The organism is Sporosarcina sp. 6E9, from assembly GCF_017921835.1.
Lineage (GTDB): Bacteria > Bacillota > Bacilli > Bacillales_A > Planococcaceae > Sporosarcina.
The window spans coordinates 1468652-1491257 of the sequence record NZ_JAGEMN010000001.1 but is presented as its reverse complement, the minus strand read 5'-3'; the positions used below and the strand labels follow the sequence as shown (position 1 = coordinate 1491257).

23 protein-coding genes are annotated in these 22606 nt (G+C 41.5%); 22 read left to right on the top strand and 1 reads right to left on the bottom strand.

Annotated elements, in window-relative coordinates:
- Positions 1–81: 81 nt before the first annotated feature.
- The 13 genes from gmk (at position 82) to spoVM (ending at position 12615) form a co-directional block, all read left to right on the top strand.
- Positions 82–702 carry a guanylate kinase gene (gene gmk / locus J4G36_RS07750; RefSeq protein WP_210469452.1) on the top strand — a complete coding sequence of 207 codons (621 nt, stop codon included), beginning with the start codon at positions 82–84 and terminating at the stop codon, positions 700–702.
- Positions 703–927 (top strand): DNA-directed RNA polymerase subunit omega, encoded by a 225-nt coding sequence (gene rpoZ / locus J4G36_RS07745; RefSeq protein ID WP_210469451.1) that lies wholly within the window; start codon positions 703–705, stop codon positions 925–927.
- 86 nt (positions 928–1013) lie between these two features.
- A complete protein-coding gene (gene coaBC / locus J4G36_RS07740; RefSeq protein ID WP_210469450.1) occupies positions 1014–2231 on the top strand; it encodes a bifunctional phosphopantothenoylcysteine decarboxylase/phosphopantothenate--cysteine ligase CoaBC in 1218 nt (405 codons plus the stop codon).
- Complete coding sequence (gene priA / locus J4G36_RS07735) at positions 2221–4632, top strand: primosomal protein N' (protein WP_210469449.1); 2412 nt, start codon at positions 2221–2223, stop codon at positions 4630–4632. Before coaBC ends, priA begins: the two co-directional genes overlap by 11 nt.
- A 23-nt stretch (positions 4633–4655) precedes the next feature.
- Positions 4656–5174 carry a peptide deformylase gene (def, locus tag J4G36_RS07730; protein ID WP_210469448.1) on the top strand — a complete coding sequence of 173 codons (519 nt, stop codon included), beginning with the start codon at positions 4656–4658 and terminating at the stop codon, positions 5172–5174.
- Positions 5171–6112, top strand: a complete 942-nt coding sequence (fmt, locus tag J4G36_RS07725; protein ID WP_210469447.1) for a methionyl-tRNA formyltransferase — start codon at positions 5171–5173, stop codon at positions 6110–6112. The genes def and fmt overlap by 4 nt, the downstream gene beginning before the upstream one ends.
- Positions 6109–7464, top strand: coding sequence for a 16S rRNA (cytosine(967)-C(5))-methyltransferase RsmB (gene rsmB, locus J4G36_RS07720; RefSeq protein ID WP_210469446.1), 1356 nt, complete (start codon positions 6109–6111; stop codon positions 7462–7464). The genes fmt and rsmB overlap by 4 nt, the downstream gene beginning before the upstream one ends.
- Before the next feature lie 33 nt (positions 7465–7497).
- The gene (locus J4G36_RS07715; RefSeq protein ID WP_246880437.1) at positions 7498–8259 is read left to right on the top strand and encodes a Stp1/IreP family PP2C-type Ser/Thr phosphatase; all 762 of its coding nucleotides are present in this window, start codon (positions 7498–7500) and stop codon (positions 8257–8259) included.
- Positions 8256–10238: a Stk1 family PASTA domain-containing Ser/Thr kinase gene (gene pknB / locus J4G36_RS07710; RefSeq protein ID WP_210469445.1), complete on the top strand. Its 1983-nt coding sequence runs from the start codon at positions 8256–8258 to the stop codon at positions 10236–10238. The genes J4G36_RS07715 and pknB overlap by 4 nt, the downstream gene beginning before the upstream one ends.
- Entirely contained in the window at positions 10235–11146 is a 912-nt protein-coding gene (rsgA, locus tag J4G36_RS07705; protein WP_246880436.1) for a ribosome small subunit-dependent GTPase A, read from the top strand. Before pknB ends, rsgA begins: the two co-directional genes overlap by 4 nt.
- Positions 11139–11807 carry a ribulose-phosphate 3-epimerase gene (rpe, locus tag J4G36_RS07700; RefSeq protein WP_210470467.1) on the top strand — a complete coding sequence of 223 codons (669 nt, stop codon included), beginning with the start codon at positions 11139–11141 and terminating at the stop codon, positions 11805–11807. The genes rsgA and rpe overlap by 8 nt, the downstream gene beginning before the upstream one ends.
- The gene (locus J4G36_RS07695) at positions 11804–12457 is read left to right on the top strand and encodes a thiamine diphosphokinase (RefSeq protein ID WP_210469444.1); all 654 of its coding nucleotides are present in this window, start codon (positions 11804–11806) and stop codon (positions 12455–12457) included. The genes rpe and J4G36_RS07695 overlap by 4 nt, the downstream gene beginning before the upstream one ends.
- Positions 12454–12615, top strand: coding sequence for a stage V sporulation protein SpoVM (gene spoVM, locus J4G36_RS07690; RefSeq protein ID WP_246880435.1), 162 nt, complete (start codon positions 12454–12456; stop codon positions 12613–12615). Before J4G36_RS07695 ends, spoVM begins: the two co-directional genes overlap by 4 nt.
- A gap of 229 nt (positions 12616–12844) precedes the next feature.
- On the opposite strand, the gene rpmB is transcribed toward spoVM, so the two are convergent.
- Entirely contained in the window at positions 12845–13033 is a 189-nt protein-coding gene (gene rpmB, locus J4G36_RS07685; RefSeq protein ID WP_210469443.1) for a 50S ribosomal protein L28, read from the bottom strand.
- A gap of 216 nt (positions 13034–13249) precedes the next feature.
- Here rpmB and J4G36_RS07680 point away from each other — a divergent pair, with 216 nt between their 5' ends.
- The 9 genes from J4G36_RS07680 to fabG all read left to right on the top strand — a co-directional run bounded on the left by J4G36_RS07680 (position 13250) and on the right by fabG (position 22558).
- A complete protein-coding gene (locus tag J4G36_RS07680) occupies positions 13250–13612 on the top strand; it encodes an Asp23/Gls24 family envelope stress response protein (RefSeq protein ID WP_210469442.1) in 363 nt (120 codons plus the stop codon).
- 18 nt (positions 13613–13630) lie between these two features.
- A complete protein-coding gene (locus J4G36_RS07675; protein ID WP_210469441.1) occupies positions 13631–15298 on the top strand; it encodes a DAK2 domain-containing protein in 1668 nt (555 codons plus the stop codon).
- A gap of 103 nt (positions 15299–15401) precedes the next feature.
- A complete protein-coding gene (gene sdaAB / locus J4G36_RS07670; protein ID WP_210469440.1) occupies positions 15402–16064 on the top strand; it encodes an L-serine ammonia-lyase, iron-sulfur-dependent subunit beta in 663 nt (220 codons plus the stop codon).
- Between the two features lie 13 nt (positions 16065–16077).
- On the top strand, positions 16078–16983 hold the full coding sequence (gene sdaAA, locus J4G36_RS07665) for an L-serine ammonia-lyase, iron-sulfur-dependent, subunit alpha (RefSeq protein WP_210469439.1): 906 nt from the start codon (positions 16078–16080) through the stop codon (positions 16981–16983).
- Positions 16961–19015 (top strand): ATP-dependent DNA helicase RecG, encoded by a 2055-nt coding sequence (gene recG / locus J4G36_RS07660; protein WP_210469438.1) that lies wholly within the window; start codon positions 16961–16963, stop codon positions 19013–19015. The genes sdaAA and recG overlap by 23 nt, the downstream gene beginning before the upstream one ends.
- Before the next feature lie 291 nt (positions 19016–19306).
- Entirely contained in the window at positions 19307–19891 is a 585-nt protein-coding gene (gene fapR / locus J4G36_RS07655) for a transcription factor FapR (protein WP_210469437.1), read from the top strand.
- Positions 19888–20880, top strand: a complete 993-nt coding sequence (gene plsX, locus J4G36_RS07650) for a phosphate acyltransferase PlsX (RefSeq protein ID WP_210469436.1) — start codon at positions 19888–19890, stop codon at positions 20878–20880. Before fapR ends, plsX begins: the two co-directional genes overlap by 4 nt.
- Positions 20877–21815: an ACP S-malonyltransferase gene (gene fabD / locus J4G36_RS07645; protein WP_210469435.1), complete on the top strand. Its 939-nt coding sequence runs from the start codon at positions 20877–20879 to the stop codon at positions 21813–21815. Before plsX ends, fabD begins: the two co-directional genes overlap by 4 nt.
- Entirely contained in the window at positions 21812–22558 is a 747-nt protein-coding gene (gene fabG / locus J4G36_RS07640) for a 3-oxoacyl-[acyl-carrier-protein] reductase (RefSeq protein WP_210469434.1), read from the top strand. Before fabD ends, fabG begins: the two co-directional genes overlap by 4 nt.
- The last annotated feature ends 48 nt before the right edge of the window (positions 22559–22606 follow it).

Genomic DNA, 22606 nt, shown 5'->3' with positions numbered 1-22606 from the left:
AATATGAACACGAAGTTTATTTCGAAATAAATTTTCTCTAACGAAAAATTGACAAGTATACCAAACAAAAAGAGGGATTACATGTACAAAAAACGGGGACTTCTAATCGTTCTATCCGGACCGTCCGGTGTTGGTAAAGGAACGGTGAGGAAAGAGCTATTTACACAACCGAATACGAACTACGAGTATTCTGTCTCAATGACAACGAGAAGCCCGCGTGAAGGCGAAGTAGATGGCGAAGATTACTTTTTTAAATCGCGTGAAGAATTCGAACAGCTTATTGATCAAGGTAAACTTCTTGAATATGCTGAGTATGTAGGGAATTATTACGGTACACCGCTAGATTACGTAAACGCCACGCTCGATGCAGGACGAGATGTTTTTCTCGAAATCGAAGTGGTTGGCGCAGCGCAAGTTCGCAAACTCGTTCCGGATGGGCTATTTATTTTCTTGGCACCACCGAGTTTATCCGCGCTTGAAACTCGACTTATTGGACGAGGCACCGAATCAGCAGACGTCATTAAGTCCAGGGTATTGAAAGCCCGGGAAGAGCTCGAGTTGATGAATTTATACGACTATGTGGTCGAAAACGATGAAGTTCAAAATGCCTGTGAACGAATTAACGCAATCGTAACAGCAGAACATTGTCGTAGAGAACGCGTTGAAAAAATATATATCCAGATGTTGGAAGGGGATTACTAAATGTTATATCCATCGGTCGATTCAATGAAAGCGAAAATTGATTCAAAATACATCCTTGTTACACTTGCTTCTAAACGTGCACGTGAAATCCAAGAAGTAGGAAACAAGCTGCTTCCGGTTTATAAAGCGAAAAAAGATGTAGGCAAAGCTTTGGAAGAAATCGTAGCAGGTGCTTTGACTAAAACGACACAAGATGAATCGATTATTTACGAAGACGAAATTTAATTTAAATTTAAAATAGTGATGATAGCATACTCCCTAAGAAATTTGTTTTTCTTTGGGAGTTTGTCATTTTAGAAAGGAAGAGTTCAGTGTTAGCAAATAAAAAAATTCTTATTTGTGTAACGGGTGGCATCGCGGTTTATAAAGCAGTTGCGCTCGTTAGCAAGTTATCCCAAGCGGGAGCAGATGTGAAGGTTGTTATGACAAAATCAGCTATGGAGTTTGTGACGCCACTAACTTTTCAGGCAATGTCGCGTAATGACGTTTTTTTCGATACGTTTGATGAAAAAGATTCCCGTGTGATTGCACATATCGACTTAGCGGATTGGGCAGATTTGGTCATCGTTGCACCGGCCACAGCAAATGTAATCGGCAAAGTCGCGAATGGTATTTCGGATGACATGGTGTCGACCGTTCTTTTAGCCACAACTGCTGAAGTTTGGTTTGCGCCGGCCATGAATGTCAATATGTATGAAAAACAAGCCGTTATTAGAAACATTGACACGCTTGCTAAAGATGGCTATCGATTTATCGAACCATCAGAAGGATTTTTAGCTTGTGGATATGTCGGAAAAGGACGCCTTGAAGAACCAGAGAAAATTGTCGCGCTAGTTCAAGAGAAATTCCTTCAGAAAAACTTACCTTTGGCAGGGAAGAAAGTTGTGATTACGGCTGGACCAACACGTGAAAGAATCGACCCTGTTCGATATGTGTCAAATTTTTCGAGCGGCAAGATGGGGTATGCGATGGCGGAAGCCGCGGCTAACCTTGGTGCCCAAACGATACTGGTGTCAGGCCCGGTTTCGCTAGATCCACCAACTGGCGTTGAAGTGATTCATATTGAAAGTGCGGCTGAAATGTTCGAAGCAGTCACTGAAAACTATGATGACGCGACAATCGTTATTAAAGCGGCTGCAGTCGCCGATTACAGACCAGCAGAAATTCATCCGCAGAAAATTAAAAAGTCGGATAGTGATTCTGTCATTAATCTAGAGCGAACAACTGATATATTGCAAACACTAGGAGAACGGAAAAAACAACAAATTCTTGTGGGCTTTGCAGCTGAAACCGAAAATGTCATTGAAAATGGCATGAACAAGTTGGAAAGAAAAAATCTGGATTTCATTATCGTTAACGATGTAACAGATCCTGATGGTGGCTTTGGGAATGAAACAAATGTTGTTACATTATTATCAAAAAACGGAACGAATCAATCGTATCCCGCATTGCAGAAAAGAGAGCTTGCAACTCTCTTACTACAGACAATAATAGAAGAGGAAAAGGTCGGCGCTTCACATGATCGCTGAAGTAATTGTCGATGTAGCGGCCTATCCAATAGATAGACCATTTGATTACATAGTTCCTGAAGCATTGACGTCAATCATTGAGCCGGGTGCGCGTGTTAAAGTGCCTTTCGGGCCTCGGAAAGTCATTGGCTATATAACGAAGTTGAAAGAAGAAAGTGATTTAGAAGCAAGTAAATTAAGACCAATCCATGAGTTAGTCGATTTGGAACCAGTATTAACGAATGAATTGTTAGACCTTTCCAAGTGGTTGGCAGTACAAACGTTATCCTATGAAATTGACGCGATGCAAGTGATGTTGCCTGCTGCAATGCGCGCGAAATATGAAAAGTTTATTCTTGTAAATGAACCTGAAGAAATTGATGATATAGAATTCAGCTTATTTTTAGCGGGCAGAAATCGTGTACCGATGAAAGAAGCGGAGTCACGAGGATTACTTGGCGTATTGAAAGGCTTAGTCAAAGATGGAATCGTGACAGTCGATACGGCAGTCAGTCAACAAACAGCCATGAAAAAAGTCCGGATGATTCGGATGCAAGATGCAGTAGAACTCGAGCGTATTAAAGAGACGTTACATCAAAATGCGACCCGCCAAATCGAATTGGTGAATTGGATGATTGAAAATGCCGGGAAGACAATTCCCGCCAAATCAATTACAGACGAATTAGGCATACAAGGCACAGTCATTAAAGCGCTAATTGAACGAGGCGCGGCGACCGAAGAATATGAAGAAGTATACCGGGAACCTGAAGCGCCTGGACTAAAAGATGTGGCAATTCCTGTGCATTTAACAGATGAACAGGAAATTGCTTTGGATAGTATTTCTACATCAATCAAAAATGAGAAGCCAGAAACGTTTTTATTGCACGGAGTTACGGGAAGCGGAAAGACAGAAGTCTATTTACGTTCAATTCAACAAGTTTTGAAGAATGGGAAAGAAGCAATTGTTCTAGTCCCGGAAATCTCTTTAACGCCTCAAATGACTGCGCGATTTAAAGCACGTTTTGGGCCGCTAGTAGCGGTGATGCATAGTGCGCTTTCTTCTGGTGAAAAATATGATGAATGGCGAAAAATCCGACGTGGTGAAGTGAAAGTTGTCGTTGGCGCCAGGTCAGCTATTTTTGCGCCATTTGAAAATGTCGGCATCATTATTTTGGATGAAGAACATGAAGGAACCTATAAACAAGAAGATACGCCCCGCTATCATGCAAGAGATGTGGCGATTAAAAGGGCTGAGTATTATAATTGTCCTGTTATTCTAGGGAGTGCAACTCCCTCTCTCGAATCCTATGCGCGTGCGACAAAAGGCGTCTATACCTTACTTACATTGATGAAACGAGCCAGAAATCAAGCACTTCCCGAAGTGACTATCGTTGATATGCGAAATGAGTTGAAATCTGGAAATCGATCAATGTTTTCAGTAGCTCTTGCAGAAGCCATTCGCAAACGTATAGAAGCAGGCGAACAAAGTATTTTATTTTTGAACCGTCGTGGTTTTTCTTCATTCGTTCTCTGCAGAGATTGCGGCACAACGGTTGAATGCCCGAATTGCGATATTTCTTTAACTTATCATCGGGCAAATGAGCGCTTGAAATGTCATTATTGCGGCCATGAAGAACGTGTACCATTAATATGTCCTGAGTGTGAAAGTGAACATATTCGGTTTTTTGGAACGGGTACGCAAAAAGTAGAAGAGGAAATAGCAAATCTCGTTCCCCAAGCGCGAGTCATTCGTATGGACGTTGACACAACTAGACGTAAAGGATCACACGAGCGCTTACTACGGCAATTTAGTGAAGGGCAAGCAGATATTTTATTAGGGACCCAAATGATTGCGAAAGGGTTAGATTTTCCGAACATTACCCTAGTCGGCGTTTTGGCAGCGGATACGACGCTTCACTTGGCGGATTTCCGCGCTGCTGAAAAAACATTTCAATTGATGACCCAAGTAAGTGGACGTGCTGGCCGACATGAATTGCCGGGGGAGGTATTTATTCAAACGTATTCTCCTGAACATTACGCGATTGAATTAGCCAAAGAACATCATTATGAACCTTTTTATAATTTGGAAATGGCTGCTCGCAGACAATACGGCTATCCGCCATTTTATTTTGTGACGCTTATCCAATTTACACATGAAGATGTCTTGAAAGTTGCAGACTTTGCGGGTCGGGCCGCAACCTTTTTACAGTCGAATTTGTCGCCTGAAACAGTCATTATTGGACCGACAGCAGCTGCGATAAGTCGAGTGAACAATAGATATCGATACCAATGTTTGTTAAAATACAAAAAAGAGCCCAAGCTAACCGAAACGTTACAACAACTGATTAGATTATATCGAACGGATTGGATTAAGGCGGGCCTTACAATGAGCGTAGATGTAGATCCAGTATCTATTTACTAACCAGAAAGAAAAGAGGAATTATGTTGGCAATAAAAGAAATTGTGGAGCATCCATCTCCCATCCTGTTACAAAAATGTAAGGAAGTCGTGAAGTTTGATGAAAAACTTGCACAACTTTTGGATGATATGTATGAAACGATGAAGGAAGTTGATGGTGTCGGATTAGCAGCACCTCAAGTCGGCGAATCAGTCCAGGTTGCGATTGTTGAAGTAGATGAAGAACAAGAAGTCATTGAACTTATAAATCCCGTTGTAACCGCAATAGGAGGATCTGAGATTGAAATCGAAGGATGTCTTAGTTTCCCTGGCGTTTACGGAGAAGTCGAACGTCCTTTTTATGTAAAGGTTGAAGCACAGGAGCGGGATGGTTCACTATATGAACTTGAAGCTGAAGGCTATGAAGCGCGTGCGATTCTTCATGAGATTGATCATTTGAATGGTGTTTTATTTGACTCGAAAATCATTCGTATTGTTGATCTTGATGAGCTTGAAGCGCTGGAAGAAGAAGAAATTGAAATGAGCAGAGAAGGTGAAGAAGCTTGACGTCTATTATATTTATGGGGACACCGGATTTTTCAGTACCGATTTTATCGATGCTTCGGGACGAAGGATATGATGTGATTGCAGTCGTCACACAACCGGATAGACCTGTTGGTAGAAAACGCGTACTAACGCCGCCACCGGTAAAAGTAGAAGCAGAAAAGCTTGGAATATCGGTTATTCAACCTGAAAAGTTAAAAGGTTCAGCTGAACTAGATGAAATTATATCTTTGAATGCGGATTTAATTATTACCGCGGCATTTGGTCAACTGTTACCTAAAGAATTGCTCGATGCGCCGGCGCTCGGATGTATTAACGTCCATGCGTCTTTACTGCCGAAATATCGAGGCGGTGCGCCAATTCATAAAGCAGTTATGGATGGTGAAACAGAAACCGGGGTCACAATTATGTATATGGTTGAAAAGTTGGATGCAGGCGATATCATCTCTCAAGTCAGCGTGCCGATAAAAGATACAGATGATACGGGAACTTTATTTGATGTATTGTCAAAAGCGGGTGTAGATCTGCTGAAAAATACGCTTCCTTCGATTCTAGATGAAACGAATGATCGAATTGTCCAAGACGAATCTCTAGTGACTTTTGCGCGTAATATCTCAAGGGAAGAAGAGCGCATTGACTGGACAAAAGACGGCAAAGAGATATATGACAAAATCCGTGGGTTACATCCATGGCCAGTCGCCTATTCTGTATTTCAAGACGCCAATGTGAAGATTTGGTGGGGCGAAAAAGTAGAAACATCGTCATATGCTGAACCCGGAACGATTATCGATATTGAAACTGACCGTATTATTGTTAAAACGGGTAATAATATTGGCATAGCAATTACCGACATCCAACCTGCTGGAAGAAAAAGAATGCCTGCTGAAGTATTTATCCGCGGAATCGGTTCGGCATGGAATAAAGGAGATCGGTTTCAATGACCAGGCCAACTAAAAAAATATGGAACGGGAATGTGCGCGACGCAGCCCTTTCCATATTGATGGAAATAAATAATAACCAAGCTTATAGTAATCTTTTGCTCCATCGAACCATTAAAAAATACAATATTGAAACAAAAGATCGTGCGTTATTAACTGAACTGACTTATGGAACGCTTCAACATCGAATGACCCTTGATTATTATTTAGAACCTTTCGTTCGCGGAAAATTGGACGGTTGGGTACGCGAGCTTCTCAGGATGTCGTTGTATCAAATTGTTTATTTGACTAAAATTCCGCCGCACGCGGTTGTTCATGAAGCAGTTGAAATTGCAAAAAGACGTGGGCATAAACGCATCGCACCAACAGTCAACGGAATTCTACGTTCAGTGTTACGTAAAGGCGTTCGTTCGCTCGATGATCTTGAAGATGGTGTCGCTAAGATTGCTATAGAAACGAGTCATCCCGAATGGCTCATCGAACGTTGGATTAACTTGTACGGAGAAGATGACGCAATTGCAATGGCGCATGAAAATAACAATCCAGCTGCGGTAACAATGAGAGTCAACACTGCAAAAACCACTGTTGATGAAGCCGTTGCCGCGCTTAAAGCTGAAGGAATTGAAGTTCGACGCGGGGAAGTTGTTCCCGAAAGTTTGATTAGTGAATCGGGAAATCCTAGCAACACAGATAGCTATAAAAAAGGCCTTATCACCATTCAAGATGAAAGTTCGATGCTACCCGTTAATGCGCTAGATGTAGAACCAGGCATGAGAGTGCTAGACATGTGCGCGGCACCAGGGGGGAAAACAACCCACATCGCAGAAAAGATGAACGATGATGGCGAAGTTTTTGCCCATGATATTCACGCGCATAAAATAAAACTGATTCAGTCGAATGCTGAAAGGCTCGGTCTCAATTCAATTATTCCCAAAAGTGGAGATAGCCGTGAGTTAGTAAATTTATACGGTGAATCATCGTTTGATCGCATTCTCCTAGATGCACCATGCAGCGGATTTGGTGTTATTCGAAGAAAACCGGAAATAAAATATGTGAAAAATGAAAGCGACATAAAAGGGCTACTAACGATTCAAGCAGAACTCTTAGACACTGCAGAAAAACTTCTAAAACCAAATGGTATAATCGTGTACAGTACTTGTACAGTAGAGTATGAAGAAAATCGCGGCATGGTTGAAATGTTTCTAGAAAAACATGAAAATATGGAACTAATTCCATTGCCGAATTTACATGAAAATAAAAAACTTTTAATTGAAAGTGAAACACTTCAAGTACTTCCACAACACTTCGGGGGAGACGGATTTTTCGTCGCGGCTTTTAGAAAAAAAGAACAATAAGTTATAAATAGACAAGATAGAATGGGGAGATGAATGGTGCGATTTGAAGTTCTTTCAGATATTGGGAAAAAAAGAACAGTGAATGAAGACGGCGCGGCAGTCTTTACACTTCCCGAAGGAATAGCACTTGCGGTCATTGCAGACGGTATGGGGGGGCATCGCGGTGGAGATTTTGCAAGTTCCACGGCGATAACAGTAATTGGCGAGGAATTTATGAAGTTAAAAGACCGGGAAATCAATCAGGAAATGGATTGGACTGTTTGGCTAAAAGAAGCCATATTCCAAGTCAATCGATTTTTATTTAATTATGCAAAAGACAATGAAGAATACAAGGGCATGGGAACGACGCTGGAAGCAGCGATTATTAAAGATCATTCCTGCCATATTTACCATGTCGGTGACAGTAGAGTTTATATGATTGACCCTGAGGGAATACGTCAAATTACAGTGGATCATTCCTATGTAAATGTTCTTCTTGAAAGTGGAGAGATTACGAAGGAGGAAGCTGCGAAACATCCGCAACGTAACTGGATTATGAAGGCCCTTGGATCTGAAAGAACAATTGAACCTGATTTTCACACAGTAGAACTCGGAAAGGAGAGCTACCTTCTCCTTTGTACGGACGGTTTAAGTAATAAAGTGGATATAGAATCAATGCAAAGTATTATCTTATCAGAACGCTCACTTCGTGAAAAAACGGAAGTGCTCGTAAACTTGGCAAATAAATTGGGCGGCGAAGATAACATTTCAGTTATATTGCTAAAGCCTTCGGATGAGGGGGTGTTGGACCTGTGATCGGCAAAAGAATTGGTGGACGTTATGAAATTTTGAAGTTTATCGGCGGGGGCGGTATGTCACGCGTCTATCTAGCGCACGATATCATTCTGGATCGGGATGTTGCGATAAAAGTTCTAAATTATGACTTTTCAAATGAAGAAGAACTTAAACGGCGTTTTATGAGAGAAGCTCTTTCAGCTACAAGCTTGACGCATCCGCATATTGTCGATATCTATGATGTGGGAGAAGACGGTGATATCCACTATTTGGTCATGGAGTTTATTGAAGGTCAAACATTGAAGGAATATATTAATTCCCATGGACCATTATCACCTGAACAGGCTTTGCCAATTATGCGCCAGCTAGTTTCAGCCATATCAAACGCGCATTATAACGGCATTGTTCATCGAGATATAAAACCGCAAAATATTTTGATGGATCAAGATGGAAATGTAAAAATCACTGATTTTGGTATCGCAATGGCATTAAGCGCAACCGCTTATACAAAAACAAATTCAGTTTTGGGTACCGTTCATTACTTATCCCCGGAACAAGCGCGCGGCGGCATGGCGACCAAAAAATCAGATATCTATTCTTTAGGAATTGTGTTTTATGAATTATTAACAGGAAAACTACCATTTTCGGGTGAATCCGCTGTTTCAATCGCTTTAAAACATTTACAAGAAGAAACCCCTTCTATTAGGAAGCTATTTCCAACAGTTCCACAAAGCGTTGAAAATGTAATTTTAAAAGCGACAGCTAAAGACGCTGTAAGTAGATATAGATCTGCGGATGAAATGCAGGATGATCTCGCAACTGTGCTATCACCTGAACGTGCAAATGAAGATAAGTTTGTCAGCTCGTTTGATGATGATGCGACACGTGCAATACCCGTCATTACAACAACTTCTAAGTTTGATAATGTACAGCACACAATAGAAACTCAGCCTGTCAATCCTGAAGTTGAAGAGGATGCCGAACCAGTCAAAAAGAAGCGGAAGAAATGGCCGATTGTCGTTGGAATCCTTGCAGGTCTTGCTGTAATCGCTCTGTTAATCGTATTTTTACCTGGTTTATTAGGACTTAATAAAATTGAGGTTCCTGATGTCAGTGATTATGACGAAAGAGAAGCAGTTGATCGTCTAGAGGAAAAAGGTATTATTGTCGCGGAAGAAAGAACTGAACAAACATCCGATGAATTTGAAGCGGGAAAAGTCATTCGAACTGTTCCAGAAGCTGGAAAGGAACGAAGACGGGGAACTGAAATTACGCTTTATATTAGTATGGGAAAAGAAGCGACGGAATTAGACGATTATACCGGCCAAGATATTGAACAAGTCTCCAAAATAGTAGAAAACATGTTTAAATCCGTTAAAGTAGAAGAAGTTTTTGACGATGAAATAACAAAAGGAACCATTATTAAACAATCTCCTGAAGGCGGTAAAGAATACGTTTTAAGTGAAACTGATTTAGTCTTTACGGTAAGTAAAGGGAAAGAAATGATAACACTTGAAAATCTTGTTGGTTATGATGAACAGAAGATAGCAGAATACGCCAAGTCCTCTGGTTTAAACATAAACGTAACTAAGCAACACCACGCAACAGTTGGATCTGGAAGAATTATTTCTCAAGACCCAGCTGCTGATACAATGATAGAAAAAGGTGGAAGGGTTGAAGTTGTTCAATCTTTGGGTCCTGAGCAAAAGCCGATTAAACAATTAATCCAAACTGTAACTATTGAATATGTTCCTGAAGAGCCTGTAGACGGCGAGGAAGAGGATCCAGAAGCAGAACAAAAACCGAATCGAATTCGAATTTATATTCAAGACCGTAAAAATTCCATGTCGGATGTTTTCAGCGACTTCACAATCGTAGAGGATACGCCAAGACGTATTACCATTGAGTTAGCAGAAGGCCAGAGTGGCGCGTATCGTATAATTCGTGGTGAAGACACGCTTGTTGCAGAGGAGACATTCGATTATGACGACGTTGATTGAGAAAGAGGGTAATTTATCTGGAAGGCCAAATTAGAAAAGCGATTAGCGGATTTTATTATGTAGAAAAAGATGGCGTAATCTATCAATGTAAAAGTCGTGGTGTTTTTAGGAAGCGGGGTGTTCATCCGCTGGTAGGTGATTTTGTAACTTTTGTACCTGACGGCGCTAATGATGCGACGATTACAGTTGTTCATGAAAGAAAAAATGAACTCGTACGGCCGCCAATTTCAAATGTGGATCAGGCGATTCTGGTATTTTCAATCGTGGAACCAGATTTTAGCGCGCATTTACTTGACCGCTTTCTTACCGTTATTGAGTCATTAAAAATCAGGCCGGTTATTTGTTTGACGAAAAAAGATTTAGCGAATGAAAAAGAGTTGGCGCAAGTTGAAATAGCTGCGAAGTATTACAAGAAAATCGGTTATAAAGTCATGAAAACCTTTATCGATGATGAGAATTTACCGGAAATGCTTAAACCGATTTTGAATGGAAAAACAACCGTGTTGGCGGGACAATCGGGTGTAGGGAAGTCTACATTATTAAATACTGTGCTTCCTACACTTGGTCTTAAGACAGGTGTGATTTCAGAGGCTCTAGGTCGTGGGAAGCATACGACACGACATGTTGAACTATTAGAAGTCGCTGGTGGCCTCGTTGCGGATACGCCGGGCTTCAGCTCACTGGAGACTGATCATATCGAAAAAGGTGAACTATCCCGGTATTTTATAGAAATCGATCAAGCATCGGATTATTGTAAATTCCGTGGTTGTTTACATTTAAATGAACCGAAATGTGAAGTGAAGAAATTAGTTGAAGATGGAGAAATTGCAAAACATCGCTACAAAAACTATCTTTATTTTTTACAGGAAATAACAGAAAGAAAGCCGAGGTATGAAAAACATGATTAAAATTGCACCCTCCATATTGGCTGCAGATTTTTCGAAACTTGCCGAAGAAGTACGCGAAGTAGAAAAAGCCGGAGCGGATCTCATCCATATCGACGTAATGGATGGACACTTTGTACCCAATATTACGATGGGTCCAATCGTAGTGGAAGCGCTGCGACCGGTAACATCATTACCATTGGACGTCCATTTAATGATTGAAAATCCGGATGCTTATATTGAACAGTTTGCAAAAGCCGGAGCTGACTATATAACGGTCCATGTTGAAGCTTGTCCCCATTTACATCGTACGCTTCAATTGATTCGGTCTACTGGGGTGAAAGCTGGCGTCGTGTTAAATCCACACACACCAGTAGAATCGATTATTCATGTACTTGACAATGTAGATATGGTTTTATTTATGACTGTAAATCCAGGATTTGGTGGTCAAGCATTTATTGATTCGGTTCTACCGAAAGTAAAACAACTATCTACAATTATCAAAGAACGGAATTTGGAGATTGAAATTGAAATAGACGGTGGAGTCGATGCAAATACAATCATTCCATGTGTCGAAGCAGGAGCCACGGTGTTAGTAGCGGGTTCGGCTATTTTCAATCAAGAAAATCGTGCTGAGGCATTACAAACGATTAAAGCAGCTGGAGAAGGAGCTTTGCAAAAATGAAATATGCCATTGTCTGTGCGGGTGGGCCAGAACATGAGATAGCGGATTTATCCGGATTCCATGTGGATGAGACTGTTTTTATCGGTGCAGACAGAGGGGCAGTTCATCTACTTGAAAAAGGAATTACACCAAAAGAAGCAGTAGGGGATTTCGATTCTGTTTCAATTGAAGAGTATGAAAAAATAAAAAAAGCAGTAAAAAATATTTCGAAATTCAATGCGGAAAAAGATGAAACCGATACTGAATTGGCGATTGAACGTGCGCTTTCCTATAACCCAGAACATGTATTACTAACGGGTGTCACAGGCGGTCGACTTGATCATTCCGCGTCTGCACTACATCTTCTGTACCGAATTCAAATTGAATATCCAAGCATTTCATTTTCGATTATCAATCAAACAAATGCAATGTCTATCCTTCTACCAGCTGTACATAAGTTGGTTCGGGAAAATCGTTATCCATTTGTTTCTTTTTTTTCATTTGGACGAAGCGTGACAGGCCTTACGCTTACTGGATTCAAGTATGAAACAAGTGAGGAAACACTTGAATTAGGCATGACGAAGTTTACAAGTAACGAGACAGCTTCTCATATCTGTACTATCTCATTCCGTGAAGGCATATGCTTAATGGTAAGGAGTTCAGATGCTTGAAAGGAGTTGGGGAGTTGCGCGTTTATACATTTACACTACCAAAGTTTGTGAGCGGTATAGTCCGGAAATGTATTGTTGTCTTTCGTAAAGATGAAAAATCTAAGCCATCGCCATCGAACAAGAAAAAGAGGAAGAAAAACGAAAAAATGCCAGGCTGAAGTTTTTCAGCTTGGCATTTTGTTTCTCTAGGAACTATAAAATTACGGACTGTGGGAATCTCCTAACATAGAGATTTCACGTCTAGCTTCAGGCGCCAGCCCCTCGGGTCATAAGTATTTCAGCTATGAAGAATTGAACTGCATTCTTCCCCGGCAAAAATCGCCACGTCGCTGAATTACTTATGCCTGTCGGGGCTCGACGGGCGCCTTCCGCTTTTGTTCTACAAAATTAAACTCTTTGAACTTTACCAGATTTTAATGCTCTTGCAGAAACCCAAACTCTTTTAGGTTTTCCGTCAACGAGAATACGGACTTTTTGAAGGTTCGCTCCCCATGTACGTCTGGTTGAGTTGAGTGCGTGAGAACGTGTATTTCCTGTGCGGGCTTTACGGCCAGTGATTACGCATTGTTTAGACATATTTGTACCTCCTCGTAAATGAAGATTAAGCGATGCATTTCTTAAATTCGCATACAACTAAATTTATCACAGATAAGTCTTCATTGCAACCTTTTTTGATGCAACTTTCAAGCGGAATAGCTTTACACGCAATTTGAAAAGAAAATGCTTTCTTTTATTATTATGTGGAGTATAGTACAATAGGGTGAGTAAAACAATGATACGGAGGGACACACTATGTCAATCGAAGTATTAAACGAGTATGGCAAGATCGATATAACGAATGACGTTATTGCAAGGGTCGTTGGTGAATCTGCTATAGAGTGCTATGGTATTGTAGGTATGGCTTCTAAGCATCAAATCCGCGATGGTTTAACTGAAATTCTGCGAAAAGAAAACTTTGCGCGCGGTGTCATTGTAAGAAATATCGGTGAGGAAACACATATTGATATGCACGTAATCATTGGTTACGGAACAAAAATTTCGGAAGTCGCCTATCAGGTACAATCAAAAGTCAAATACACTTTAAAGAAAACAGTGGGATTATCCGTAAAATCGGTTAATATATTTGTCCAGGGAGTTCGCGTAACGAACCTGTAGAAGGAGGAAATTATTTCAATGAAGTCAATAGATGGTTTAAAATTTGCGGAAATGATAAAGTTGGGTGCTCATCATCTTTATCTAAATGCCGACTATGTGGATTCGTTAAACGTGTTTCCCGTTCCTGATGGTGATACAGGAACTAACATGAATTTGTCAATGACGTCGGGAGCAAATGAAGTCGCTGCAAATGCTGTTCCGCATATTGGTGAAACGGCAGGAGCACTTTCAAAAGGATTGCTTATGGGAGCGCGCGGAAATTCCGGTGTTATTTTATCTCAATTATTCCGTGGTTTTGGAAAAGCGATTGAAAATGAAGCTTTTCTTGACGGCGAAAAATTTGCATCTGCGTTACAATATGGCGTTGAAACAGCGTATAAAGCAGTTATGAAACCAGTGGAAGGTACAATATTAACAGTTGCAAAAGATGCTGCAAATGTTGGCGTGGAAGTTTCAAAAACAACAGATGATTTCATTGAAGTAATGGAAGCGGTTGTTCGCGAATCGAAAGCTTCACTTGAGCGCACACCTGATTTACTTGCAGTATTAAAAGAAGTTGGTGTTGTGGATAGCGGAGGGCAGGGACTCGTCTATGTCTACGAGGGCTTTTTGGCATCTCTAAAAGGAGAAGGACTTCCAGAAAGAACTGATGATCAAGCGATGAAAGAATTGATAGATGAGAAGCATCATCTTAGCCTTCAAGGATTTATGAATACTGAAGATATTATCTTTGGTTATTGCACGGAGTTCATGGTGAAATTTGAAGATGAAAAGCTATTGAATAATCCTTATGATGAATCTAATTATCGACAAGAATTAAGCCAATTCGGAGATTCGCTTCTAGTTATTTCTGATGACGACGTTGCGAAAGTTCATATTCATTCAGAAGAACCGGGCGATGTACTTTCATTTAGTCAAAAATATGGTTCGTTAATCGATATTAAAATTGAGAATATGCGTGAACAACATATTAACCTTGTTGGGGCAGATCATCAGGTACATAATGTCAAACAATCCGAAACCATTAAACATCCTTATGCAATTGTAACGGTTGCGATGGGTTCTGGAATTGCTGAATTACTGAAAAGCGTGGGTGCTTCGGCAGTTATCGAGGGTGGACAAACTATGAATCCATCTACAGAAGATATCGTGAAAGCGATAGAAGGTGTCGGCGCTGAGCGTGTTTTAATATTACCGAACAATAAAAACATTATCATGGCTGCAGAACAAGCGGCGGAACTCATAGGAATTGAGGCGGCGGTTGTACCGACGAAAACAGTTCCAGAAGGATTATCTGCGATTCTTGCCTTTAATCCGGAAGCAGAAGTTAGTGTAAATGCAGCTGCGATGACGGAAGCAGCGGCTCATGTGAAAACCGCACAAGTCACACATGCGGTTAGAGATACAACAATTGATGGCCTGACGATAAAGAAAGGCGAATATATGGGGATTGCAGACGGTAAAATCGTAGCAACGCATGCATCAATTGAAGGCGTAACAAAAGAATTGTTATCAAAAGTTGTAGACGATGATGCTGAAATCGTTACGGTCCTTTACGGAGAAGAAGTAACAGAAGATGCCGCTTCACTTATTGAAAGTTATATTGAAGATAACTTTGATCATGTGGAAGCTGAACTTTATAAAGGGAATCAACCACTTTATCCTTATATTATTTCAGTCGAATAGTAGTTGGAAACAGTGTTGCTTATGAATTAGCAACACTGTTTTTTGTTCTATTCAAGTTTTTCATGTAAAATAGGCATCAGGATAGATTGAGGGGGAAATTAAGATGAAATTCAGATCAGTATTTGAAATAATCGGTCCAGTAATGATTGGACCTTCATCTTCACATACAGCAGGAGCTGCAAAGATAGGACGTGTAGCACGGACGCTTTTTGGACGCCAACCAAAATGGGCTCGTATTCACCTTTATGGGTCTTTTGCAGAAACATATAAAGGGCATAGTTCAGATGTTGCGATTATTGGGGGATTACTAGACTACGATACTTTCGATGAACGTATAAAAACTTCATTTGATGAAGCAGAAAAAGTTGGTTTAACATTTGAATTTATCGCGGAGGAAGAAGAAATGCCGCATCCGAATACAGCCAAAATTGTCATTGGGGATGATAAAAGTGTTATGGAATTGACGGGGATTTCCATTGGTGGCGGTAAAATGGAAGTTGTTGAACTGAATGGATTTCCACTAAGACTATCTGGTAATTATCCTGCACTGCTCGTCGTTCATGAAGATACAGCCGGAGTCATTGCAAACGTTTCCAATGCACTGGCTACAAAAGGCGTGAACATTGCGCATATGGAAGTCGGTCGTAAGGAAAAAGGTCAAATGGCCTTAATGGTTATCGAAGTCGATCAGTTAATCGATGACGAACTTATTAATGAAATAAAAGTTTTACCACATATTACACAAATTTCAACGATTGCCGATTAAGGGGGACGAAAAAATGGATGTATTATTTAGCTCAGTAAAAGAACTTGTCGCACTTGCGGAATCACAAAATAAACCGATATCAGAAATAATGATTGAGCAGGAAATATTAATCACGAAAAGAACGCGTGAAGATATTATTGAACAAATGGATAATAATTTAAAGGTTATGGAAGAAGCAGTCGAAAAAGGATTGCAGGGGGTTCGTTCGACATCAGGTCTGACGGGTGGCGATGCTGTACTTATTCAGAAGTATATGGAGTCCGGAAAATCACTTTCCGGGGATGTCATATTAGACGCGGTGAGTAAAGCAGTCGCAACAAATGAAGTAAACGCGGCGATGGGAATGATTTGTGCAACACCGACAGCTGGTGCGGCGGGTATCGTTCCGGGTACTTTATTTGCAGTGAAAAATAAATTGAATCCAACGCGTGAACAAATGATCAATTACTTATTTACTTCAGGTGCATTTGGATTTGTCGTTGCGAATAATGCCTCGATATCAGGTGCAGCGGGCGGGTGTCAAGCAGAAACGGGATCGGCCGGATCAATGGCTGCAGCAGCGATTGTTGAAATGGCGGGCGGAACCCCACAGCAAAGCGCTGAGGCTTTCTCGATAGTCATGAAGAATATGCTTGGACTTGTCTGTGATCCAGTGGCAGGTCTAGTTGAAGTGCCTTGTGTAAAACGAAACGCAATGGGAGCGGCTAAAGCATTAGTCGGTGCAGACATGGCGTTGGCGGGCGTAGTCAGTCGAATTCCTACGGACGAAGTAATCGAAGCGATGCACCGAATCGGTCAATCAATGCCCTCAGCTTTACGGGAAACGGCAAGAGGCGGATTAGCGGCAACACCTACGGGAAAAGCATTGCAAGCAAAAATATTTGGAGAGCAAACAGTTGGAAGTAGCTCCGTCACTTAATGATTTAGTAACTACCGTAAAAGGAATCGGAAAGAAAGCTGGAGAACAGCTTGAGTCGTTGAAGATTATTACTATTTCCGATTTATTACTGACGTTCCCGTATCGTCATGATGATTTTACACTAAAAGATTTATCTGAAACACCGCATAATGAGCGTGTCACCATCGAAGGCAGAGTCGAAAGTGAACCCGCCGTTCTATTTCTTGGGAATAAACGATCCCGTCTTCAAGTCCGTCTTCTCGCCGGCAAGCATCTTGTGAAGGCGGTCTTTTTCAATCAGCATTATTTAAAAGATCGACTCGAACCGGGAACGATTGTTACCGTAACCGGGAAATGGGACCGCGGTAGACAATCAATCAATGTATCAAACTTTACATCCGGTCCAAAGTCGGAACAAGCAAATTTTGAACCTGTTTATAGTTTAAAAGGCGTCATGCATCAGAAAACTTTTCGTCGCTTTATGCGAAGCGCATTAGATAGCGTCGCAGGACTTCATAAAGATCCACTGCCTGCTGACATTCTGGAAGCTTATAAGTTACCGACGCTGGAGCAAGCTTTAGAAATGATCCATTTTCCTAAAAGTCCGGCGCATATGAAACACGCTAGAAGACGATTTGTTTACGAAGAGCTTTTACTGTTCCAGTTAAAAATGCAAGGCATGAAAAAGATTCGGAAAGAGTCGGATAAAGGTGTCATTATCGACTATGATCTTAGCAAAGTAAAAGCGCTGATCGCTTCGCTACCGTATGAATTAACCGGGGCGCAAAAACGTGTCGTCAACGAATTATGTGCCGAATTGAAAAGCGATGCACGGATGAATCGACTCCTGCAGGGAGATGTTGGTTCAGGGAAAACGGTTGTAGCTGCAATTGCACTTTATGCAGCCATTACAGCAGGATTCCAAGGGGCCCTAATGGCACCGACGGAAATACTTGCTGAACAACATGCGGCATCTCTCGCTGAATGGCTAGAACCATTCGGCGTAACTGTTGCATTTCTTTCAGGTTCAACAAAAGGAAAGGCAAGGGAAAACTTGCTTGAACGATTAGCAGTAGGCGACGTCGATTTACTAATCGGAACGCATGCACTTATTCAACCAGATGTTATTTTTAAAAACTTAGGTCTTGTCATAACAGATGAGCAACATCGTTTTGGCGTAGAACAAAGGCGTGTACTCCGCGAAAAAGGTATTAATCCAGATGTTCTATTCATGACAGCAACCCCAATACCAAGGACGCTCGCGATTACAGTGTTCGGAGAAATGGATGTATCAGTATTAGATGAATTGCCGGCAGGCCGTAAAGAAATCGAAACGCATTGGATGAAAGAAGAATCCCTACACCCGATATTAAATAAGATGCAAGCAGAACTACAAGCGGGTAGACAAGCATATGTTATTTGTCCGCTTATTGAAGAATCCGATAAGCTAGACGTTCAAAACGCGGTTGACGTTTATGAGCAATTATCGACCCATTTTCGAGGGCGGTTCACAGTAGGACTTATGCATGGTCGACTCCATTCGGATGATAAAGAAAACGTTATGCGTCAGTTCAGTGAAGGGGAAATAGATGTACTGGTATCCACAACGGTTGTGGAAGTCGGCGTTAACGTTCCAAACGCTTCTTTCATGTTAATATACGACGCAGGGCGCTTCGGCCTTTCCCAACTTCACCAATTAAGAGGGCGGGTTGGAAGAGGAGCAGCGCAGTCATACTGCGTCCTATTAGCAGATCCGAAAACAGAAGAAGGCAAGGAAAGAATGCAGTCGATGACGGAAACAAATGATGGTTTTGTTTTAGCGGAAAAGGACTTGGAGCTAAGAGGCGCCGGCGACTTTTTTGGTAGGAAACAAAGCGGTATGCCAGAATTCAAAATGGCGGATCTTGTTCATGATTTCAGAGCACTCGACACAGCCAGGAAAGACGCGGAAAAGTTTCTAGCCTCTGATGAATTTTGGCAAGCGCCAGAATACGTGCTTTTGCGTAAGCAACTTGAGGAATCAGGCGCCTTAGGGAATGAACGAATTGATTGATGAATTAGTTATCGTAGAGATGAAAACACTAGATGAGCTGATTGTAGCTCACTAGTGTTTTTTCGCCTGTCGCATCTAAACGGTCACTTCCACATTTCTTGCTGTCCAGTTCCAGTGACCAGATGCTCGGGTCATAAGTCAATCTGACTCTGTGGATAAAGACTCCACGCCGTCAGCTTGTCTTATGCCTGTCGCATCTAAACGGTCACTTCCACATTTCTTGCTTGCATTCTAATTTCTATCTTTATATACTGATGTTAGTACCAAGTGCTAATTCGGAAGGTGAAACGATTGCGAATGCCTAAAAAAGAGAGGCAATTACTTCTCAAAAAGTTGGTAGAACAAGATCCGTTTTTGACAGATGAAGAACTGTCAAAACGTTATGACGTAAGCGTTCAAACAATTCGATTGGACAGACTTGAATGCGGAATACCGGAACTGCGAAAACGATTGAAAAGGGTCGCTTCGCAGTCGATGACAGGAGAAGTCAAATCACTCAGTTCCGACGAAATAATCGGTGACATTATCGATATTGAACTTGATAAACGGGCATTGTCTATTTTTGATGTTACAATAGACCACGTCTTCCAACGAAGTGGAATTGCACGTGGACATCACTTATTTGCCCAAGCAAATTCATTGGCTGTCGCGGTTATGGACGAAGATCTTGCTTTAACGGTCAAGTCAACAATCGAATTTCTAAAGCCAGTGAAAGCCGGCGACAGAGTCATCGCACGTGCTGATGTTAAAGAAGAGAGCAATATGGAAAAACGAACACTTGTTGAGGTAGTTTCCAAAGTCGGTGATGTGGTCGTGTTTACAGGCCAATTTTATATGTACCGGACGACGGAGCGGAAACAGGAGGAATTATTATGATTATCGCTTTAGACGGAATGGGCGGCGACAATGCACCTGAAGAAATAATAAAAGGCGCATTAAAAAGTGTCGAAGCTTTTGACGATATACATATACATATTTTCGGGGATGAAAAAGCAATTGCCCCATACTTAACAGAACATAATCGATTAACAGTTATTCATTGTACAGAAGTCATCGAACCAGATGATGAGCCCGTTCGAGCAATCCGACGTAAAAAAGATGCTTCAATGGTTCGCATGGCAGGAGCGGTTAAAGACGGATCTGCTCAAGCAGGTGTTTCCGCTGGGAATACGGGCGCGCTTATGGCGGCAGGACTTTTTATCGTTGGACGAATCGAAGGCATTGAAAGACCTGCACTTGCACCGACACTTCCAACAGTTGACGGTCAAGGATTTGTTATGCTCGATTTAGGTGCTAACTCGGATGCTAAACCCTCCCATCTTGGCCAATACGCAGTGATGGGAAGTATTTATGCTGAAAAAGTACGCGGCATTTCTAATCCGCGAATCGGTTTATTAAATATTGGAACTGAAGAAGGAAAAGGAAATGAACTGACAAAAGCTGCATACGACGTTTTGAAAGCTGCACCGATTAACTTTATCGGTAACGTAGAGGCCCGTGATTTATTAATGGGGGCTGCAGATGTCGTTGTTACGGATGGATTTACGGGGAATATGGTATTAAAAACAATTGAAGGAACTGCACTTGGCTTTTTCACGATGTTGAAAGATGTATACACATCTTCATTAAAAACAAAAGTTTCCGCAGCACTTGTAAAAAGTGAACTTGGCGGATTAAAAAAGAAAATGGATTACTCGGAATACGGCGGGGCGGGATTATTCGGGCTTAATGCACCGGTAATCAAAGCTCACGGTTCATCGAATGCAAATGCAATATATAATGCAATTCGACAAGCGCGAACAATGGTTGAATACGATGTGAGCGGAACAATCCGTAAAACGATTGGAGAGGGGCAGAAAGAATGACGAAAATTGCATTTGTTTTTCCAGGACAAGGATCTCAATCTGTCGGGATGGGACAAGAACTTGCTGAAAAAAGTGGACATTATTTTGAAAGAGCAAATGAAGTACTCGGATTCTCGTTAAGCAACCTGATTTTAGAAGGTCCCGGGGAAGAGTTAACAGTGACGTACAACGCGCAACCTGCACTACTTACTGTTGGATCAATGATAGCTTCAAGACTAGTTGAGGAAGGAATTACACCGGATTATACGGCTGGTCATAGCTTGGGCGAATATACAGCGCTTGTCGCGTCTGGGGTATTGTCATTTGAAGATGGCGTTTCGGCTGTACATAAACGCGGACTTTACATGAATGAAGCAGTTCCGGCAGGCGTCGGATCGATGGCTGCAATTCTTGGTTTGGACGGCGAAGCTGTAACAAAAGTAACTGATTCTATTACTGCAAACGGCGACGCAGTCCAACCTGCAAATTTGAATTGCCCCGGTCAAATTGTTATTTCAGGGACAAAAGCAGGCGTTGAAAAAGCTTGTGTCGAATTAAAAGAAGCGGGTGCAAGAAGGGCTATTCCACTTGATGTCAGTGGACCATTCCACTCTTCCCTTATGAAACCAGCAGCGCAAAAGCTAAATGATACGCTTGGTGAAATAGTAATGAGAGATGCAGATATTCCATTGATTGCAAATGTGAACGCATCGATTGTTGAAAAAAGTGAAGAAATAAAAGGACTTCTCGTTGAACAATTGTATTCGCCTGTACTTTGGGAAGATTCAGTTCGTACAATGCTAGATAACGGCGTGACACATTTTATTGAATGCGGTCCAGGTAAAGTACTTAGCGGATTAATCAAGAAAATTGATCGTTCCGCTACAGTCTTGCCGGTTTATGATGAAGAATCGTTAGAAGCCGTCATTGAGGCTTCGAAAGGATGGTCAAAATGAGTAGATTTGAAGGAAAAGCAGCAATCGTTACAGGTGCATCGCGTGGAATTGGACGTGAAATTGCACTAAATCTAGCGAATGAAGGCGCAAGAGTTGTTGTCAACTATAGCGGCAGTAAAGATAAAGCAGATGAAGTTGTTGAGATAATCAAAAATGCAGGCGGGGAAGCATTTGCCATTCAAGCAGATGTGTCAAATTCGGAAAGCGTTAAAAATATGATTGATGAGACGATTGCAACATTCGGCTCGATTGATATACTTGTTAACAACGCAGGTATTACAAGAGACAATTTATTAATGCGTATGAAAGAAGACGAGTGGGACGATGTCATAAGTATTAATTTAAAAGGTGTTTTCCTCTGTACAAAAGGTGTGACTCGTCAGATGATGAGACAGCGCGCGGGGAAAATTGTTAACGTAGCATCAATCGTCGGCGTTTCCGGAAATCCAGGACAAGCCAATTATGTAGCTGCGAAAGCTGGTGTGATCGGCTTGACAAAAACAACAGCGAAAGAACTTGCTACCAGAAACATTAATGTAAATGCAGTTGCACCTGGATTCATAACAACAGATATGACAGAGACGTTGAGTGAAGATGTTCAAAAACAGATGCTTGCAAACATCCCGCTTGGTAAACTGGGTAGCCCTGAAAACGTGGCAAAAACAGTATTATTTTTACTGTCAGATGACGCAGCTTATATTACGGGGCAAACAATCCACGTTGACGGCGGAATGGTCATGTAGTCTTGAATAAAGTTCGAAAATCAGTATAATCATCGAGGGGAGGTGACA